At 65.1% G+C, this 14,923-nt stretch carries 13 protein-coding genes and 1 pseudogene; 7 read left to right on the top strand and 7 right to left on the bottom strand.

The window, feature by feature from the left end:
• A pseudogene (locus ACT4OC_RS27765) lies at positions 1–224 on the bottom strand (hypothetical protein); the annotation flags it as partial.
• Positions 225–524: 300 nt separating this feature from the next.
• Here ACT4OC_RS27765 and thrS point away from each other — a divergent pair.
• Entirely contained in the window at positions 525–2,546 is a 2,022-nt protein-coding gene (gene thrS, locus ACT4OC_RS27760; protein ID WP_444842251.1) for a threonine--tRNA ligase, read from the top strand.
• A 3-nt stretch (positions 2,547–2,549) separates the two neighbouring features.
• On the opposite strand, the gene ACT4OC_RS27755 is transcribed toward thrS, so the two are convergent.
• Complete coding sequence (locus ACT4OC_RS27755; RefSeq protein ID WP_444842250.1) at positions 2,550–2,882, bottom strand: hypothetical protein; 333 nt, start codon at positions 2,880–2,882, stop codon at positions 2,550–2,552.
• A 178-nt stretch (positions 2,883–3,060) separates the two neighbouring features.
• Between ACT4OC_RS27755 and ACT4OC_RS27750 the strand changes: the two genes are divergently transcribed.
• Together ACT4OC_RS27750 and ACT4OC_RS27745 are read left to right on the top strand one after the other, a co-directional pair.
• Positions 3,061–3,624: a nitroreductase family protein gene (locus ACT4OC_RS27750; RefSeq protein ID WP_444842249.1), complete on the top strand. Its 564-nt coding sequence runs from the start codon at positions 3,061–3,063 to the stop codon at positions 3,622–3,624.
• A gap of 72 nt (positions 3,625–3,696) precedes the next feature.
• Positions 3,697–4,962 (top strand): serine hydrolase domain-containing protein, encoded by a 1,266-nt coding sequence (locus ACT4OC_RS27745; RefSeq protein ID WP_444842248.1) that lies wholly within the window; start codon positions 3,697–3,699, stop codon positions 4,960–4,962.
• Between the two features lie 8 nt (positions 4,963–4,970).
• Here the strand turns inward: ACT4OC_RS27745 and ACT4OC_RS27740 are convergent, their stop codons facing one another.
• Both ACT4OC_RS27740 and ACT4OC_RS27735 read right to left on the bottom strand, forming a co-directional pair.
• Positions 4,971–7,451 (bottom strand): putative bifunctional diguanylate cyclase/phosphodiesterase, encoded by a 2,481-nt coding sequence (locus ACT4OC_RS27740; protein WP_444842247.1) that lies wholly within the window; start codon positions 7,449–7,451, stop codon positions 4,971–4,973.
• A 173-nt stretch (positions 7,452–7,624) separates the two neighbouring features.
• Entirely contained in the window at positions 7,625–8,695 is a 1,071-nt protein-coding gene (locus ACT4OC_RS27735) for a hypothetical protein (RefSeq protein ID WP_444842252.1), read from the bottom strand.
• A gap of 237 nt (positions 8,696–8,932) precedes the next feature.
• On the opposite strand from ACT4OC_RS27735, the gene ACT4OC_RS27730 reads away from it, so the two are divergent.
• Positions 8,933–9,973 (top strand): patatin-like phospholipase family protein, encoded by a 1,041-nt coding sequence (locus ACT4OC_RS27730; protein ID WP_444842246.1) that lies wholly within the window; start codon positions 8,933–8,935, stop codon positions 9,971–9,973.
• Between the two features lie 5 nt (positions 9,974–9,978).
• On the opposite strand, the gene ACT4OC_RS27725 is transcribed toward ACT4OC_RS27730, so the two are convergent.
• Together ACT4OC_RS27725 and ACT4OC_RS27720 are read right to left on the bottom strand one after the other, a co-directional pair.
• Entirely contained in the window at positions 9,979–10,407 is a 429-nt protein-coding gene (locus ACT4OC_RS27725; protein ID WP_444842245.1) for a CBS domain-containing protein, read from the bottom strand.
• 198 nt (positions 10,408–10,605) lie between these two features.
• Positions 10,606–11,373 carry a rhomboid family intramembrane serine protease gene (locus ACT4OC_RS27720; protein ID WP_444842244.1) on the bottom strand — a complete coding sequence of 256 codons (768 nt, stop codon included), beginning with the start codon at positions 11,371–11,373 and terminating at the stop codon, positions 10,606–10,608.
• Between the two features lie 489 nt (positions 11,374–11,862).
• Here ACT4OC_RS27720 and ACT4OC_RS27715 point away from each other — a divergent pair, with 489 nt between their 5' ends.
• Complete coding sequence (locus ACT4OC_RS27715) at positions 11,863–12,417, top strand: PAS domain-containing protein (protein ID WP_444842243.1); 555 nt, start codon at positions 11,863–11,865, stop codon at positions 12,415–12,417.
• Between the two features lie 7 nt (positions 12,418–12,424).
• On the opposite strand, the gene ACT4OC_RS27710 is transcribed toward ACT4OC_RS27715, so the two are convergent.
• The gene (locus tag ACT4OC_RS27710; protein ID WP_444842242.1) at positions 12,425–13,576 is read right to left on the bottom strand and encodes an aminotransferase class V-fold PLP-dependent enzyme; all 1,152 of its coding nucleotides are present in this window, start codon (positions 13,574–13,576) and stop codon (positions 12,425–12,427) included.
• Positions 13,577–13,709: 133 nt separating this feature from the next.
• Between ACT4OC_RS27710 and ACT4OC_RS27705 the strand changes: the two genes are divergently transcribed.
• Complete coding sequence (locus ACT4OC_RS27705) at positions 13,710–14,147, top strand: cupin domain-containing protein (protein WP_444842241.1); 438 nt, start codon at positions 13,710–13,712, stop codon at positions 14,145–14,147.
• Positions 14,148–14,282: 135 nt separating this feature from the next.
• Positions 14,283–14,663 carry a VOC family protein gene (locus ACT4OC_RS27700; RefSeq protein WP_444842240.1) on the top strand — a complete coding sequence of 127 codons (381 nt, stop codon included), beginning with the start codon at positions 14,283–14,285 and terminating at the stop codon, positions 14,661–14,663.
• The last annotated feature ends 260 nt before the right edge of the window (positions 14,664–14,923 follow it).

Genomic DNA, 14,923 nt, shown 5'->3' with positions numbered 1-14,923 from the left:
AGGAATTTCCTGAAACGGGATGCGGCAGCGCCGTCGACCTGCCCCTCCATCGCAATCCAGCTGTCGCAGCCGCGGCCGCAGGCATCGGGCGCGCCCTTGACGACATAGAACGCCATCGGCGGCGCCGCCCTCGATACCGGCACTCGCCGCACGACGTCAGGCGCCGCCGACGCCGGCGCGCCGAACAGGACGAGAACGACGAGGATGATTGCGTGCAACATCATGGGAGGGCTTCAGACCAGCCGCGGCCAAACCGCATGAAAACGCTAACAAGCGGCCGGGCCCGCGGCAACCGTTGCTGTCGGAAATCTCAAAGGAACGGTGATGTCACAAATCTGCAGTCAGGCATGAATCCCCTTCCGCCACGGAGAGCCACCCCCTTCACGGGCAGCCCCATTAAACGGTCATGTTTCACGCTGAATTTCACCAGAAACATCGATTGCACGCGCCGAATCGCCTGCTATACCCACCCCAGTTCCCGCTTACCTGCGTTGGTCCGCAGGAGTGAGCCACAGGAGAAACTGATGAGCGACTTCAAATATTCCCTTACGAATCTCAAGCCCGCCGAGCCCTTGAACAAGGTCAACGTCACCTTCCCCGACGGCGCCAGGCGCGAATTCCCCAGAGGCATCACCGGCTTCGAGATCGCCAAGGGCATCTCGCCCTCGCTTGCCAAGCGCACCGTGGCGATGGCGCTGGATGGCACGCTCTCTGACCTCAACGACCCCATCGAGAACGACGCGAAGATCGAGTTCGTCGCCCGCGAGGATGCGCGCGCGCTGGAGTTGATCCGGCACGACTGCGCGCATGTGCTGGCGGAGGCCGTGCAGTCGCTGTGGCCGGGCACGCAGGTCACCATCGGTCCCGTGATCGAGAACGGCTTCTACTACGACTTCTTCCGCAACGAGCCGTTCACGCCGGAAGACTTTGCCGCGATCGAAAAGAAGATGCGCGAGATCATCGCGCGCGACCAGCCCTTCACCAAGGAGGTGTGGGACCGCGCCAAGACCAAGCAGGTGTTCCGCGACAAGGGCGAAAACTTCAAGGTCGAGCTGGTCGACGCCATCCCGGGTGACGAGCCGATCAAGATCTATTTCCAGGGAGACTGGTTCGATCTCTGCCGCGGCCCGCACATGACCTCGACCGGCAAGATCGGGAACGCCTTCAAGCTGATGAAGGTGGCCGGCGCCTATTGGCGCGGCGATTCCAGCAATCCGATGCTGACCCGCATCTACGGCACGGCTTTTGCCAAGCAGGACGAGCTCGATGCCTACCTCAAGCAGATCGAGGAAGCCGAGAAGCGCGACCACCGGAGGCTCGGCCGCGAGCTCGACCTCTTCCACTTCCAGGAGGAGGGCCCGGGCGTCGTGTTCTGGCACCCGAAAGGCTGGACCGTCTTCCAGCAGGTCATCGCGTACATGCGCCGCCGCCTGACCGGCGACTACGACGAGGTCAACGCGCCGCAGATCCTCGACAAGGCGCTGTGGGAGACCTCGGGCCACTGGGACTGGTATCGCGAGAACATGTTCGCGGCGCAGTCCGCCGGCGACGAGGCCGAGGACAAGCGCTGGTTTGCGCTGAAGCCGATGAACTGCCCCGGCCATGTGCAGATCTTCAAGCACGGCCTGAAGAGCTATCGCGACCTGCCGCTGCGCCTCGCCGAATTCGGCGTGGTGCATCGCTACGAGCCGTCGGGCGCCATGCACGGCCTCATGCGCGTGCGCGGCTTCACCCAGGACGACGCGCATATCTTCTGCACGGAGGAGCAGCTCGCCGAGGAGTGCCTCAAGATCAACGACCTGATCCTGTCGGTCTATGAGGATTTCGGCTTCACCGGCGACCTCACCATCAAGCTCTCGACCAAGCCGGAGAAACGTGTCGGCACCGACGAGATGTGGGAGCATGCCGAGCGCGTGATGGCGACTGTGCTGCGCGAGATCGAGACCCAGCGAAGCAACATCAAGACCGCGATCAACCCGGGCGAAGGCGCCTTCTACGGCCCGAAATTCGAGTATGTTCTGCGCGACGCCATCGGCCGCGACTGGCAATGCGGCACCACGCAGGTCGACTTCAACTTGCCGGAGCGTTTCGGCGCCTTCTACATCGACGCCGACGGCGGCAAGAAGGTGCCGGTCATGGTGCATCGCGCGATCTGCGGCTCGATGGAGCGCTTCATCGGCATCCTGATCGAGCACTATGCCGGCAGCTTCCCGCTCTGGCTCGCGCCGGTGCAGGCGGTCGTCACCACCATCACCTCGGAAGCGGACGACTACGCCAGGCAGGTGTTGGAGGCATTGCGGCGCGCGGGGTTGCGGGCCGAGATCGACCTGCGCAACGAGAAGATCAACTACAAGGTCCGCGAACATTCGCTGGCGAAGATCCCGGCGATCCTGGCGGTCGGCCGCAAGGAGGCCGAGACGCATTCGGTCTCGGTGCGCCGCCTCGGCAGCGAGGGCCAGAAGGTGCTGCCGACCGAGGACGCGATCGCAGCGCTGGTCGACGAGGCGACGCCGCCGGACGTCAAGCGGGCGCGCGGACGGACCTGACGCTCAGTGCAGCCGGCGCCCCGGCAGGTCGAGGCGGAAGGCGACGAATTCCGGCGGGCCCTCGGTCAGCCGGTGAATCCGCCGCTCGCGCTCTTCTTCCGGCGTTTCCGGGTCGATCAACAGCCCGATCTGGCTGGTCGCCTCGATTTCGATCGCAACATCGTCGTGGTGGCCGTGCTGCGCCGCGGCGATCCCCGCTTCCGCCCTCAGGCCGAGCTCGACCAGGCGTGGAATGGCGTCCGCCCGATCGAAATCGTGGGCGGCAGCCCAGACGTCGACATGGGTAGCCAACTCGGGCGCCAGACGCACGACGTTCAACTCAAGCTTCTTGGACATGGCGGACCTCCGAAAGGAAGGCGATACGTGGCAGCATATCGGCCGCGCCAGGCCGCGCCTTGCGCGGGATCAAGCGGCAGCCCTCCTGCCAGTTTGGAATGCAAATAAAGAGGAGCGACTTGCCATCGCCTCGCAGATACAGATATCTGCAACAGTCCGCCAAAACCTACGGTTCTCAATGCCTGACGCGATCGAACTTCTGAAAACCCGCCGCTCGATGAAGCCACGCGAGATGACCGGTCCGGGCCCCTCGCCCGCCGACCTCGAGACCATCCTGACCATCGGCGCGCGCGTGCCCGACCACGGCAAGCTCGCGCCCTGGCGCTTCATCGTGTTCGAGGGCGATGCGCGCGTCCGTGCCGGCGACATCATCGCCGGGGTGTTCGCCAGGAAGAATCCGCAAGCCTCCGCCGCCGAGATCGAGGTGGAGAAGAAGCGCCTCACCGACGCGCCGCTGGTGATCGGCGTCGTCAGCTTCACCAAACCGCATCCGAAGGTGCCGGCCTGGGAGCAGGAGCTGTCCGCCGGCGCCAGCGCCATGAACATCGTCACCGCCGCCACCGCGCTCGGCTACGGCGCCTGCTGGCTGACGGGATGGTTCGCCCTCGACCGCGACGTGCTCGACGGTTTTGGCCTGAAGCCGGAAGAGAAGCTCGTCGGCCTCATTCACATCGGCAACGTGACCAGGCCCAGCGAAGACCGCCCCCGCCCGGCGCTGTCGGACATCGTGACGCGGTTTTAGGCCCTTCCGTCCGATTGACGGACACGGCTCCTTCCGGTCTTGATCGGAACACGTCCAGCGGGAGGAACTGGGATGAAGCGCCTAGGCGTCGTCCTCACTGCAATCGTCGTATCCGGCTCGCTGACCAGCGGCGCATCCGGTCAGACCCGCGCCGCCGGCGCCCCCGCACCGGCCAGGCTGGAGGCCATCACGGCTTTCTTCGCCAACGAGGCCTCGACCGGCAAGCTCCCGGGTGCCGTGATCCTGATCCAGCAGCATGGCAGCCCGCTCTACCTGAAGACCTTTGGCGTACAGGACGTCAAGACCGGGACTCCGATGAGCCCGGACACGATCTTTGCCATCCATTCCATGACCAAGCCGATCACCAGCCTCGCCGCGATGCTGCTGATCGACGACGGCAAGCTGGCGCTCGACGATCCCTTGTCGAAATACATTCCGTCCTTTGCGAGCGTGAAGGTGGGAATGGAGGTCACCAAGCCCGACGGCACGGTCTCGGTCGAGCTGGTGCCTCCGGCCCGTCCCGTCACGATCCTGGACCTGATGCGCCACACCTCCGGGATCACCTACGACTATATCGGCGGCAAGTGGATCGAGAAGGCTTATCAGGACGCGCACATCTTCGCCGGCACGTTCGACAACAAGGAGTTCGCCGAGCGCATCGCCAGATTGCCGCTGGCGCGACAACCCGGCACGCTGTGGCGCTATGGGCATTCGACCGACATCCTTGGCCGGGTCATCGAGGTCATCTCCGGGCAGACGCTCTACGAATTCATGAAGCAGCGAATCTTTATTCCGCTCGGCATGACCAGCACCAAGTTCGTGCTGACTGCGCCCGATGAGCTGGCGCGAATGGCAAGGCCCTTGCCCACCGACGCGATCCTGCTCGACGCCGAACGCGAACGCCTCGCTCATCCCGCGTGGGAATCCGGCGGCGGCGGGCTACTCACCACCATCAAGGACTACGCCCGTTTCGCGCAGATGCTCCTCGATGGCGGCAAAGTGGACGGCAAGCGCTATCTCAGCCCCGCCTCGTTCAAGGCCATAACCACGGATCAGATCGGGCCGGGCTCCGGCGTCGACCGCGATTATTTCTATTTCCCCGGCGACGGCTTCGGCTACGGACTGGGAATCGGCGTGCGGATCGAACCCGGAGATGCAAAGCCGCCGCCGCCCGGCTCGATCGGCGAACTGAAATGGGATTCCGGCAGCGGCACCTATTTCGGCATCGATCCCAAGCTCGACATGGTCTACATCATGCTTGAGCAGACCCAGAACGAACGCGGACGTATCACGCCTGCCTTCAAGAAGCTCGTCTACGACGCTTTCCAGCAGAACTGATCGAGGGTTCACGCCGCTTCGGACGCCCGCTGGCTGAAATCATTCAGCAGCCCAATGATCTCGCCGGCCGGCCGGGCAGCGCTGAACAAGAAGCCCTGCACCTCATTGCAGCCCTCTGCGCGCAACCAGTCGAGTTGGTCGGCGGTCTCGACGCCTTCCGCCGTGGTCGTGATGTTCAGGCTGCGGCCGAGCCCGGAGATCGCGCGCACGATCGCTACGCAATCGCTGCGCCTGGCCAGATCCTTCACGAAGGAACGGTCGATCTTGATCTTGTCGAACGGGAAGCTGCGGAGATAGCTGAGGCTGGAATAGCCCGTTCCGAAATCGTCCATGGAGATGCCGACACCGAGTTCGCGCAACTGATGCAGCATGGCGAGGTTGGCTTCGGTCTCGGCCAAGAATACCGACTCGGTGATCTCGAGCTCAAGCCTGCGCGGCGACAGTCCGGAATATGCCAGTGCCGAAACCACGGCCTGCACGAGATTGCGGCTGCGGAACTGGACCGGCGACAGGTTGACGGCGACCTTGATCTCCTCTGGCCATCTTGCCGCTTCAGTGCAGGCCTCGCGCAACACCCACTCGCCGATGGCCACGATCAGCCCGATGTCCTCGGCGACCGGAATGAATTCCGCCGGCGACACCGTTCCCCTGTCGGGATGGCGCCAGCGCAGCAGCGATTCAAAGCCATTGATGCGGTTGGCGGCGATATCCACCAGCGGCTGGTAGTGCAGCTCGAACTCGCCATTGGCAAAGGCGGCGCGCAGGTCGCGTTCCATGTCGCGGCGGTTCTGCGCCTGCCGATCCATCTCGCGTTCGAAAAAGCGATGCACGCCGCCGCCGTCCGACTTGGCGCGGTACAGCGCCATATCGGCATTGCGCATCAGCTCTTCCGGCGTGACGCCGTCGCCGGGCGACAGCGCGATGCCGATGCTGGCGCCGACCACGACCTCGATTCCGTCAATGTCGTAGTGCGCACTCAACACCGCGATCAGCCGGTCGGCAAAGTCGCTGGCCTCGTTGGGCGAAACGCCGGAGGCGAGCACGATGGCGAACTCGTCACCGCCGAGTCGGGCCGCGATGTTTTCGCCGCGGACTTCGGCGCGAAGCCGCTCGGCCACTTGCGTAAGCAGGCGGTCGCCGGTCGGATGGCCGAACGCATCGTTGACGTTCTTGAACAGGTCGAGATCGACGCACAATACCGCGACGTGTCGATGCGGATCGCAGCGCGTCAGCGCCTGGTGCAACCGCTCCTGGTAGGAATCGCGGTTCGGCAGATTGGTCAGGCCGTCGTGATGCGCCATGTGCGCAATTCGCGCTTCGGTCTTGCGGCGCTCGGTGATGTCGACCACCGCCACCAGATAGCCGTCCCGGCCGTCGAAGGCGACGCGGCGCCCGAAGGTCAGCACCTGAATCTCGCTGCCGTCGGCCTTGATGTGCCGCCAGTCGCGGCCCGAGCTGTAGACGTCCCCGACCTGCTGTAACGCCTGGGTGTGGGTGACCCATTCGTCCTCGGGCCAGATCTCGTGCAATTTCATCCGCAGGAAGGCGGCGCGGCCGTAGCCGTAATGCTGGACGGCGGCGTCATTGACGCCGAGGAATTCGGTCGTCTTCGCGTCGAACACCCACATCGGCATCGGATTGTTGTCGAACAAGAGCCGGAACGAGGCCTCGCGGCGCTTGATCGCCGTGACGTCGGAAACCGTCAGTGACAGCATATCGCCGCAAGCGGTGACGCCAAAGCGCAGGCTGCGATCGCCACTGTCGATCTCGAATTGGTCGCCCTTGCCGGCGTCGACGACGTCGCGCAGCCGCTCGAGCACATCGGTCGCGCTCAGCACGTTGCCGCCGGCCGCGAGCCGCCGCCACATCAGCTCCACCGCATCCTGTCGCAGCAAGCGCGCAGCACCCTCGTTGAGATGGACAATCTGGAAATCATGCGGACGTCCGCCGGCATCGCGAATCGTCGCGAGCGACAGCACGCCGTCTTCGGTGGCCGAAAAGATCGTGTCGAGCAGATTGTACTGCGCCCCGCGCTCGTTGACGTAGGCACCGACCAACGTGCCGCCCCAGCGCGAGGTGGTGGGCAGCGCCAGCACGTCATAGGTCCGCACCAGGCCGTTACGCACGCAATGCGCCGCCGCCAGGTACGGCCTGTTGTTCTGCAGCGCGTGCGCTGCGGCTTCGCCGAGCACCGCCGCACAGTCGGGCGGCAGCGCGCTCAGCCGAATGTCCCAGCGCTCGTCGCCGATCCATTGCTGAAAGTAGCGGCCGGTGCGCGAGACCGCGAGCCCGTCGCCGTCATCCTTCAGCAGCGCGATATGATCAGCCAGGCGCCCGAGGCTGCCGAGCATCACGTCTTCATAGCGTGGCAGCCCGTCGCCGGGGCGGAGCGCCGCTCGCCACTTGCGTTTCAACACCGGCACGTCGCCGAACACCTCGATGCCTGACTTCGCCTGCGATCTGTTCGACGGTTGGCTGGCCGCACGCATGATTATCCCCGTATCCCAAATTTACTTCTGCGGGGCAAATCCAAAGCGGCGCGGCTTAAGGCGATGTAAAAAATGCGGGAGCGGGACGCCCGTGCGGCGATTATGACGGTTTTAAGTCACGCGATGGTTAGTGCGCGTTAGAAACTATGACAGCGATCAACGGTTGTGCGCCGTCAGCGCGCGACGACTTCAACCTCGCCGTCGACGCCGTTGACGACGTTGAATGGACGCTCGAACACCTTGCCTTCGTTCTTCGCTATGGCGCGGTATTCGCCTTCCGACAGCACGACGCGCGGGAAGGCGCCGATCGATTCCTTGATGACGTCGCCGCCGGGCGTGATCACCGACCATGCGGTGTTGGCGAGCGCCTCGCCGCCCTTGTCGCTGACCAGCTTGAGCGTGATGACGGCGGCGCGATGGGTGATGATGACGTCGGTCAGCTTGCCCGCCGCCACGCGGATGTCGGAGCGCACCACCGAGTTGGCGTCGCCGTAGTTGGAGATGATGTAGTAGGTGCCCTCCGGCAGCAGCGCGACGTCGCCGGCCGCGACGTTGGGGATCAGCGAGGAGCGCTCGGCCGTCTCGAACTGGCTGCCCTTGTATATCGAGAACGAAATCTGGTTCGGCGGGATCTTGCTGGTGCCGACACGGCCTTCGATGCGCAGGCCGCCTGCGGGCAGGATGAAGGCCTCGCGGTCGGTCTCGGATTTCAGCGTCACCGCGCGCGTGGCGCTGACGAGGCCGAGCGCGACGTGGACGACGTAGCTGCCGGGCGGCAGCACGATATTGGGCGTGGCGCCGCGCTCCTCGCGGATCAGCTTGAACGTACCGGTCTCGTCCGGCTTGTCGGCGAACACCCGCCACACCAGGCCGCTGGTGATGACGGGCAGTTCCTTGCCGAATCTTGCCGTCAGCGACAGTACGGCCTGCCCTGCGGTGGAGGCGCCCGGCGGCGGCAGCGCAGCCGGCGCATTGGTGATCGAGGGCTGGGCGAGACCGGGCTGGGTCAGCGTCGGCGGCAGGTTGGGACCTGCGGCAGGCCCGGAAGGCGGCGCAAGGTTCATGGCCGGCCCTGCCGGCGGGGCGTCCGGGACGGAAGCCGGGGGTATCGGCGGCGGACGGTCGGAGAAGAATTGGGCCGACGCCGGACCGGGCACCAGCAGGAGCCAAAAGGCGAGCCAAAGCACGGCGCCCGGCCCCGCGGCCCGCCCGTTGCCGGCTAATCCCTTCCCCCTCCAAATCATGGCCATGCTTTTCACCGAAAACGCGGCAAATTCAAGCCTGCGTGACCCCGGATCGGCCGGGTTGAGGAACCTCAAGCCCGCCCCAATCTTAATCAATATGTCGCGTTGCCGTCGTAGTCCCTTCTCGGGCCGTGCCGGCCCGGCCGCTTCCACCGGGCATAAACCATGCATACGCACTGGACTGGCGGAGCGCAGGCCGCACGGCATCATTATGTTGCGTAGGCAGGAGAATTGTCGGTGCTCGATAGCTGGATTGGCCGGAATTCCCACCCTGAACAGGGTCCCGACAAGGTCGGACTCGGCACGACGCGGCGGCCGGTGATCGGTCTTGCCCTTGGCGGCGGTGCGGCGCGCGGCTTTGCCCATATCGGGATGCTGCGCACCCTGATCGCGCACGGCATCGTTCCCAACATCGTGGTCGGCACTTCGATCGGCGCAGTGGTCGGCGGCGCCTATGCCGCGGGGCACCTCGACAAGCTCGAGGAATGGGCGCGCAGCCTGCAGCCGCGCAATATCTTTTCCTATCTCGACATCCGCCTCAACGGCAGCGGCCTGATCGGCGGCACCAAGCTTGCCACGGAGCTTGAAGCCTCCATCGGGCCAACCCTGATCGAGGACCTGCCGATCAAATACGCCACCGTCGCCACCGAAGTGCGCACCGGCCACGAGATCTGGCTGACCCACGGCCGCATGGTCGAAGCGATGCGCGCCTCCTATGCGCTGCCCGGCATTTTCTCGCCGGTGCTGGTCGGCGACCGCTGGCTGGTCGACGGCGCGCTGGTCAATCCGGTGCCGGTCTCGGCCGCGCGCGCCTTCGGCGCGGAGATCGTGATCGCCGCCAACGTCTCCAGCGACGTGTTTGCCCACGGCACCACCGTCTACGCCCACGGTCCGTCTGTCGTGACGCCCGAGCCGGAGGTCACCCCGGAAGCGGAGGCGCCCAAGCGCGGCCTGCGCAGGCTGTTCTCCGCCGAGCGCACCATGAAGCGCGAATTCTTCGGCAGCGCCGCGCGGCCCGGCATCTCCTCCGTCATGGTCGACGCCTTCAACATCATGCAGGACCGCATCACCCGCGCGCGACTCGCCGGCGATCCGCCGGACCTGTTGATCTCGCCGCGCGTCGGCCAGATCGGCTGGTTCGATTTCCACCGCGCCGACGACCTGATCGCACACGGCGCACGCGCGGCCGAACGTGCGATCGACTCCATCCAGGAGGCGATCCACATCCTTGCGCCGCCAGCAACCGAGCCGTCCGCTTCGGTCGAAAAGGCCGAGTAAAAAGCTCAGGCCGTCTTGATGTATTCGCGCAGCGCTTCCTGCTCGCTCTCGTACTCGCCGACGCGCCATTTCACGATGTCGCCGATCGAGATCAGGCCGACCACCCGGCCGTCTTCCACCACCGGCAGATGGCGGAACTTGCCGTTGGTCATCACTTCCATCATCGCGCTGACGGTGTCCTTTTCCCGGCAGCTCACCACCTTGCGCGTCATGGCGGAGCTCACCGGCTCTTCCAGCACGGAAGCTCCGCGCTCGCCCAGCACGCGTACGATGTCGCGCTCGGACAGAATTCCCTCGATGCGGCCCTGGTCCAGCACCAGCAGGGCGCCGATGCGGCGCTGGCTCAGGATCCTGATCGCATCGGCGAGCTTTGTGCCCGGCTCGACGCTCTGCACGTGATGGCCCTTGGTGTCGAGGATCGCGCGTACCGTCATTGTCGTCTCCCTGAATCCCTGTCGCGCCCCAAAAAAGCCGGGAGCGACCACGTTCGCGAGTCTTCAAAAAACAGTTTCTTGCCCGATTGATTGCGGACACGGCGGGCAGGCTCGGCCATTCGCTTGTACAGGCCGGCTTCGTATTGCGTCTCGCCGTCGGCGAATGATGGATGAAATCGCCGCTTCCCGCAAGCGCGCTCAGATGTCCCGCGACGGGGCATCCGCTGCCGCCGGCGCACGCGGCACCGGGTCGAACAGCGAGAACAGCATCAATCCGGCGATGAAACCGCCGATATGCGCCTGCCACGCCACGCTGGCGCCCTCCGCGCCGACCGAGATCGAGCCGAGGCCGAACACGATGTTGACGCCGAACCACACCGCGAGGAAGGCGAGCACGCGCGGATTTTGCAGCGCCCGCCACAACGACAGCGCGGGCACCCTTGCGGCTTCGTCGGCATCGCCCCGGCTGAAGGACAGGAAGCTGCCCTTGACGAAGGCAAAGCGGATGGCAGCCGCCATCGCGCCCGACACCGAGGCCGATGCGCCGATCATCGGTGCGATCGCATGCTCGTGGGTGACAAGATGGGCGAGCGCGCCGGCCGCCGCCGTCACGGCCATGAACACGAAGAAACGAACGCTGCCGAAGCGCCGCGCCAGCGCGCTGCCGAAGGGCAGCAACCAGAGTATGTTGAAGAAGATGTGGCTGAGACTGGCGTGCAGCAGCGAATAGGTGACGAAAGTCCAGACTTTCGCTCCCGCCCCGCCGGGAAAGTAGATCTGCAGCACGTTGGAATCGTAGCGGCGCGGGATGAAGCCGAACACGTCGATGGTCCAGTTCTCCGCCTCGGGCGGCAGGAACGTGCGCAGATGGATGGCCGCGATCAGCGCCACATAGGCGGTCAGCGCGCCCGGCAGCGTCAGGATCGGCTCGTGCGGCGGCGGCTGATGTGCGGGGACGGATTGCAAGGGAACGGCAGCCTTCTCGGCGGGTGACCCGCTCAGATAGGCGGCTTTGGCCGCATTGTGCAAGTGCACAAGGGCGGGCGATGTGCTGCACCGCGTCAGGGGCAAGAGAGCTGAAAAAGACGAAAAAGGGCGGGTGCTGAGAACACCCGCCCTTGGACTGCTGATCTTGTCGCGCCTTAAGAGGGTATCCCCACCCCTCCCCGCGCGCTGACCAAACTGTTTGACGCCACCAGTGTAAACGAAGCGCGGACGGCAACCTGGAGAAAGCGTCCGCGCCGGAGTGACTGTGACCTTATTCGGGCATTCCGGCCCCGCCAACTCCATCGTTAAATTTACCTTAACGCTGCAAAGGCCGCGCAAATTGCCGGAATCCGGTAGCGCGGCATGGACGCTGCACAGCCTGTCCTGCACAACAACCAAGGGGAAGGCGCTTGCACGAAATCGGGACAGAAATGTCCCGCCGAGCGGGCCACAGGGCGGAACAACAGCATGAAACATCCTTCGAGCCGCGAGTTTTTCGCCTATTGGGACAGGATGCGGCGCACCGCGGCAGCGCCCGACCGCAGCGCCATCGAGCCTCAAGCGGTGCGCGAGCTGCTCGGCGACATCTTCGTGCTCTCCTATGACGCCGAAGCCGGCTACCCCTTCCGCGTCGCGGGAACCCGGGTCTGCGCCCTGCTCGGCCGCGACGTCAAGGACCAGAGCTTTTCCGCCCTCTTCACCCCCGAAACCCGCCGCGAGATCGAGAACATGATCGCGGTCGTCGCCGAGGAAACCCTGCCTGTCATCGCCGGCATCACCGCCACATCCGGGACCGGCGAGACCGCGCATCTGGAGCTGCTGCTGCTGCCGTTCTCCCCGCGCGCCCATGCGCCGGTGAGCTTGACCGGCGTGCTTGCGCCGTTCGAGAGCGAACTGTGCAAGCTCGAGAATTTCGGCCTCACTTCCTATCGCTACCTGCACCGCCAGGAAAAGCTGCTGCCGCGCGCCATCCGCAAGCTGCAGGTTGCCCGCGGCTTCATGGTGTACGAGGGCCTGCGCTAGCGTCACCCTACCCCCGTAGCCGCGCAGCCAGCGCAGCGACAAACCGGTCGGCGTCGCTCTCATCGTTGTAGACGTGAGGCGAGACGCGCAACCGCCCGATACGTGAAGCGACATGGATGCCTTCCGCCGCCAGCTCCCCGACCAGCCCTGCCGGCATGCCGTCCGGAAACTTCAGACAAAGGATATGCGGGGCGCGCAATCTTTCGTCCGGCACGCCGACGCCGATCGCCTGCAAGCCTTTGGCGATGCGCTCCGTCAACATCGCTGCGCGTTCCCTCACCGCAGCCGCGCCCCACTCCGCCATCATCTCCATGCCGATCGAGGCCATTTCCATCGAGATGAAATGGTCGCGCTCGCCCATGTCGAAGCGCCGCGCATTGTCGACGTAACCGGTGTCCGCAAAGTAGACCGCGTTCTCGGCGCGGACGTTGCAGCGGCCGGCCGACGTCTGCTCGAGCGGGATGCCGCCTTGATGACGCCTTGCGACATAGATGAAGGCGCGCCCATAGGGTCCGAGCAGCCATTTGTAGGTCGGGAAGATCACAAAATCCGGGTCGAGCCTGGATACGTCGAGTTCAATCACGCCGGCGCTCTGCGTGGCATCGATGAGAAAGATCGCGCCCTGTCGCCGTAGCGCCGTGCCGACCGCTTCGAGATCGATCGCGCCGCCCTCCGACCAGTGCACCGAGGAGATCGATGCCAGCGCGACCGGCGCAGCATTTGGCCGCTCGATTGCGCCAAGAATTGCCGACGTCCAATCGCCATCGTCCGGCTCGCCAATCGTCTCGACGACAAGATCCAGCGCGTCGGCGCGCAGCCGCCACTCCAGCACCGGCGAGGAATGGTCATTTTCCAGCACGATGACCCGGCTTCCACCGGGAATCGAGAAAAGCCTTGCCGCGGTGGCGACGCCGTAGCTGACCGACGGGATCAGCGCGACGTCGTCTGCTTTCGCGTTGATCAACCGTGCGGCTGCAGCTCGGGCGCGCTCGTGCTGCGCGTTGGCGAAGCCCGCCTCCAGCGTCCAGGGCCTGCCCTTGCGCATCACCGCGTCGCGGCCGGCTTGCAGCGTCCGCAGCGGCAACGGGCTGTAGGAGGCGGAGTTCAGGTAGCAGATCTGGCGCGGCATCTCGAACAAGTGGCGCTGCGAGGCAAGCATCTCGTCTCCTCAAGGTTTGCGATAGGCGCAGTCCGGGGTTGCGCCCACCATACGCGACGGAAGCAGGCCCGTGCTGACGGCTGCGTGCGGGGCTGCTATGATGACAAAAAACGCCGATCAAGGGAGCACCGCCATGGACGCCGTGACACCGAGGGCCGACGAACATTCCCACCTGGTTCGTCCTTCCGAGATGGAGTGGCAGAAAACCCGCTTTCCCGGCTGCGAAGCGAAGACGCTGCTGTTCGATCGCAACAGCGGCCTGGTCACCGCCCTGATGCGCTTTGCGCCCGGCGCGGTTCTGCCCGACCATGAGCACGTCAATATCGAGCAGACCTATGTGCTCGAAGGCTCCCTCGTCGACAAGGAAGGCCCGGCCCAAGGCATCGAGTGCAAGGCCGGCGAGTTCATCTGGCGTGAGGCCGGCAGCCGGCATGTCGCCTGGTGTCCGCAAGGCGGCCTGATGCTCGCGATCTTTCAGGTGCCCAACAAGTTCTTCGAGGCCGACGGCCGCGTCCGCGACGCGAGCGGCAACGACTGGGACGAAGCCTGGGGCCACACGCGCCAAGCATGAGGCCTTGCGCGGCGCTGATGGCGCCGCGCGTTCCCGCCTCTTCCCTCGCCTTGCACGCACCGCTACGGTGTTCCTCGCAAAACAAACCAGCGCCGGCAGCGGGCACTTCCGCGCGGCGAAATTCGGGAGGAAAGCTTGTTTTCGCATATCATGATCGGCACCAACGACCTCGACAAGGCCAAGACATTCTATGACGCGCTGCTCGGCACGCTCGGCGTGCCGCCGGGCCGCGTCGATCGCCACCGCATCTTCTGGCGCACCAAGACCGGCACCTTCTCGGTGACCAAGCCGATCAACGGTCAGGCCGCGACCTTCGCCAATGGCGGCACCACCGGCTTCGCCGCCGATTCCGTCGACGCCGCCAACGCCTTTCATGCCGCGGGCCTCGCCCATGGCGGCACCACCTGCGAAGACCCGCCGGGCATCCGCGAAGGCAGCGGCGTGAAGCTCTACATCGCCTATTTGCGCGATCCCGACGGCAACAAGCTCTGCGCGCTGCACCGGGTGCCGGCGTAGTACCGTCATTGCGAGCGAAGCGAAGCAATCCAGATCTCAACTCGCAGCGATATGGATTGCTTCGTCGCTATCGCTCCTCGCAATGACGGTGGAGACATACGAACTCATTCCCGCGACTCGATTTCGCCCGGGTTCTGCAATTTCGTTTGCTCCCTCTTCGAAAAGAGGGCGCGGAGAAGGCCGGGCGCCGGCTGCGCCCGCAGCACCGTGTGCAACGGTAGTAAGAAAACGCACACGGATTTGACAGGTACAGCCAGGAC

This window comes from Bradyrhizobium sp. (genome assembly GCF_052389815.1).
Lineage (GTDB): Bacteria > Pseudomonadota > Alphaproteobacteria > Rhizobiales > Xanthobacteraceae > Bradyrhizobium.
The sequence above is the reverse complement of the archived record's forward strand: the minus strand, read 5'-3'. Positions and strand labels throughout refer to the sequence as shown.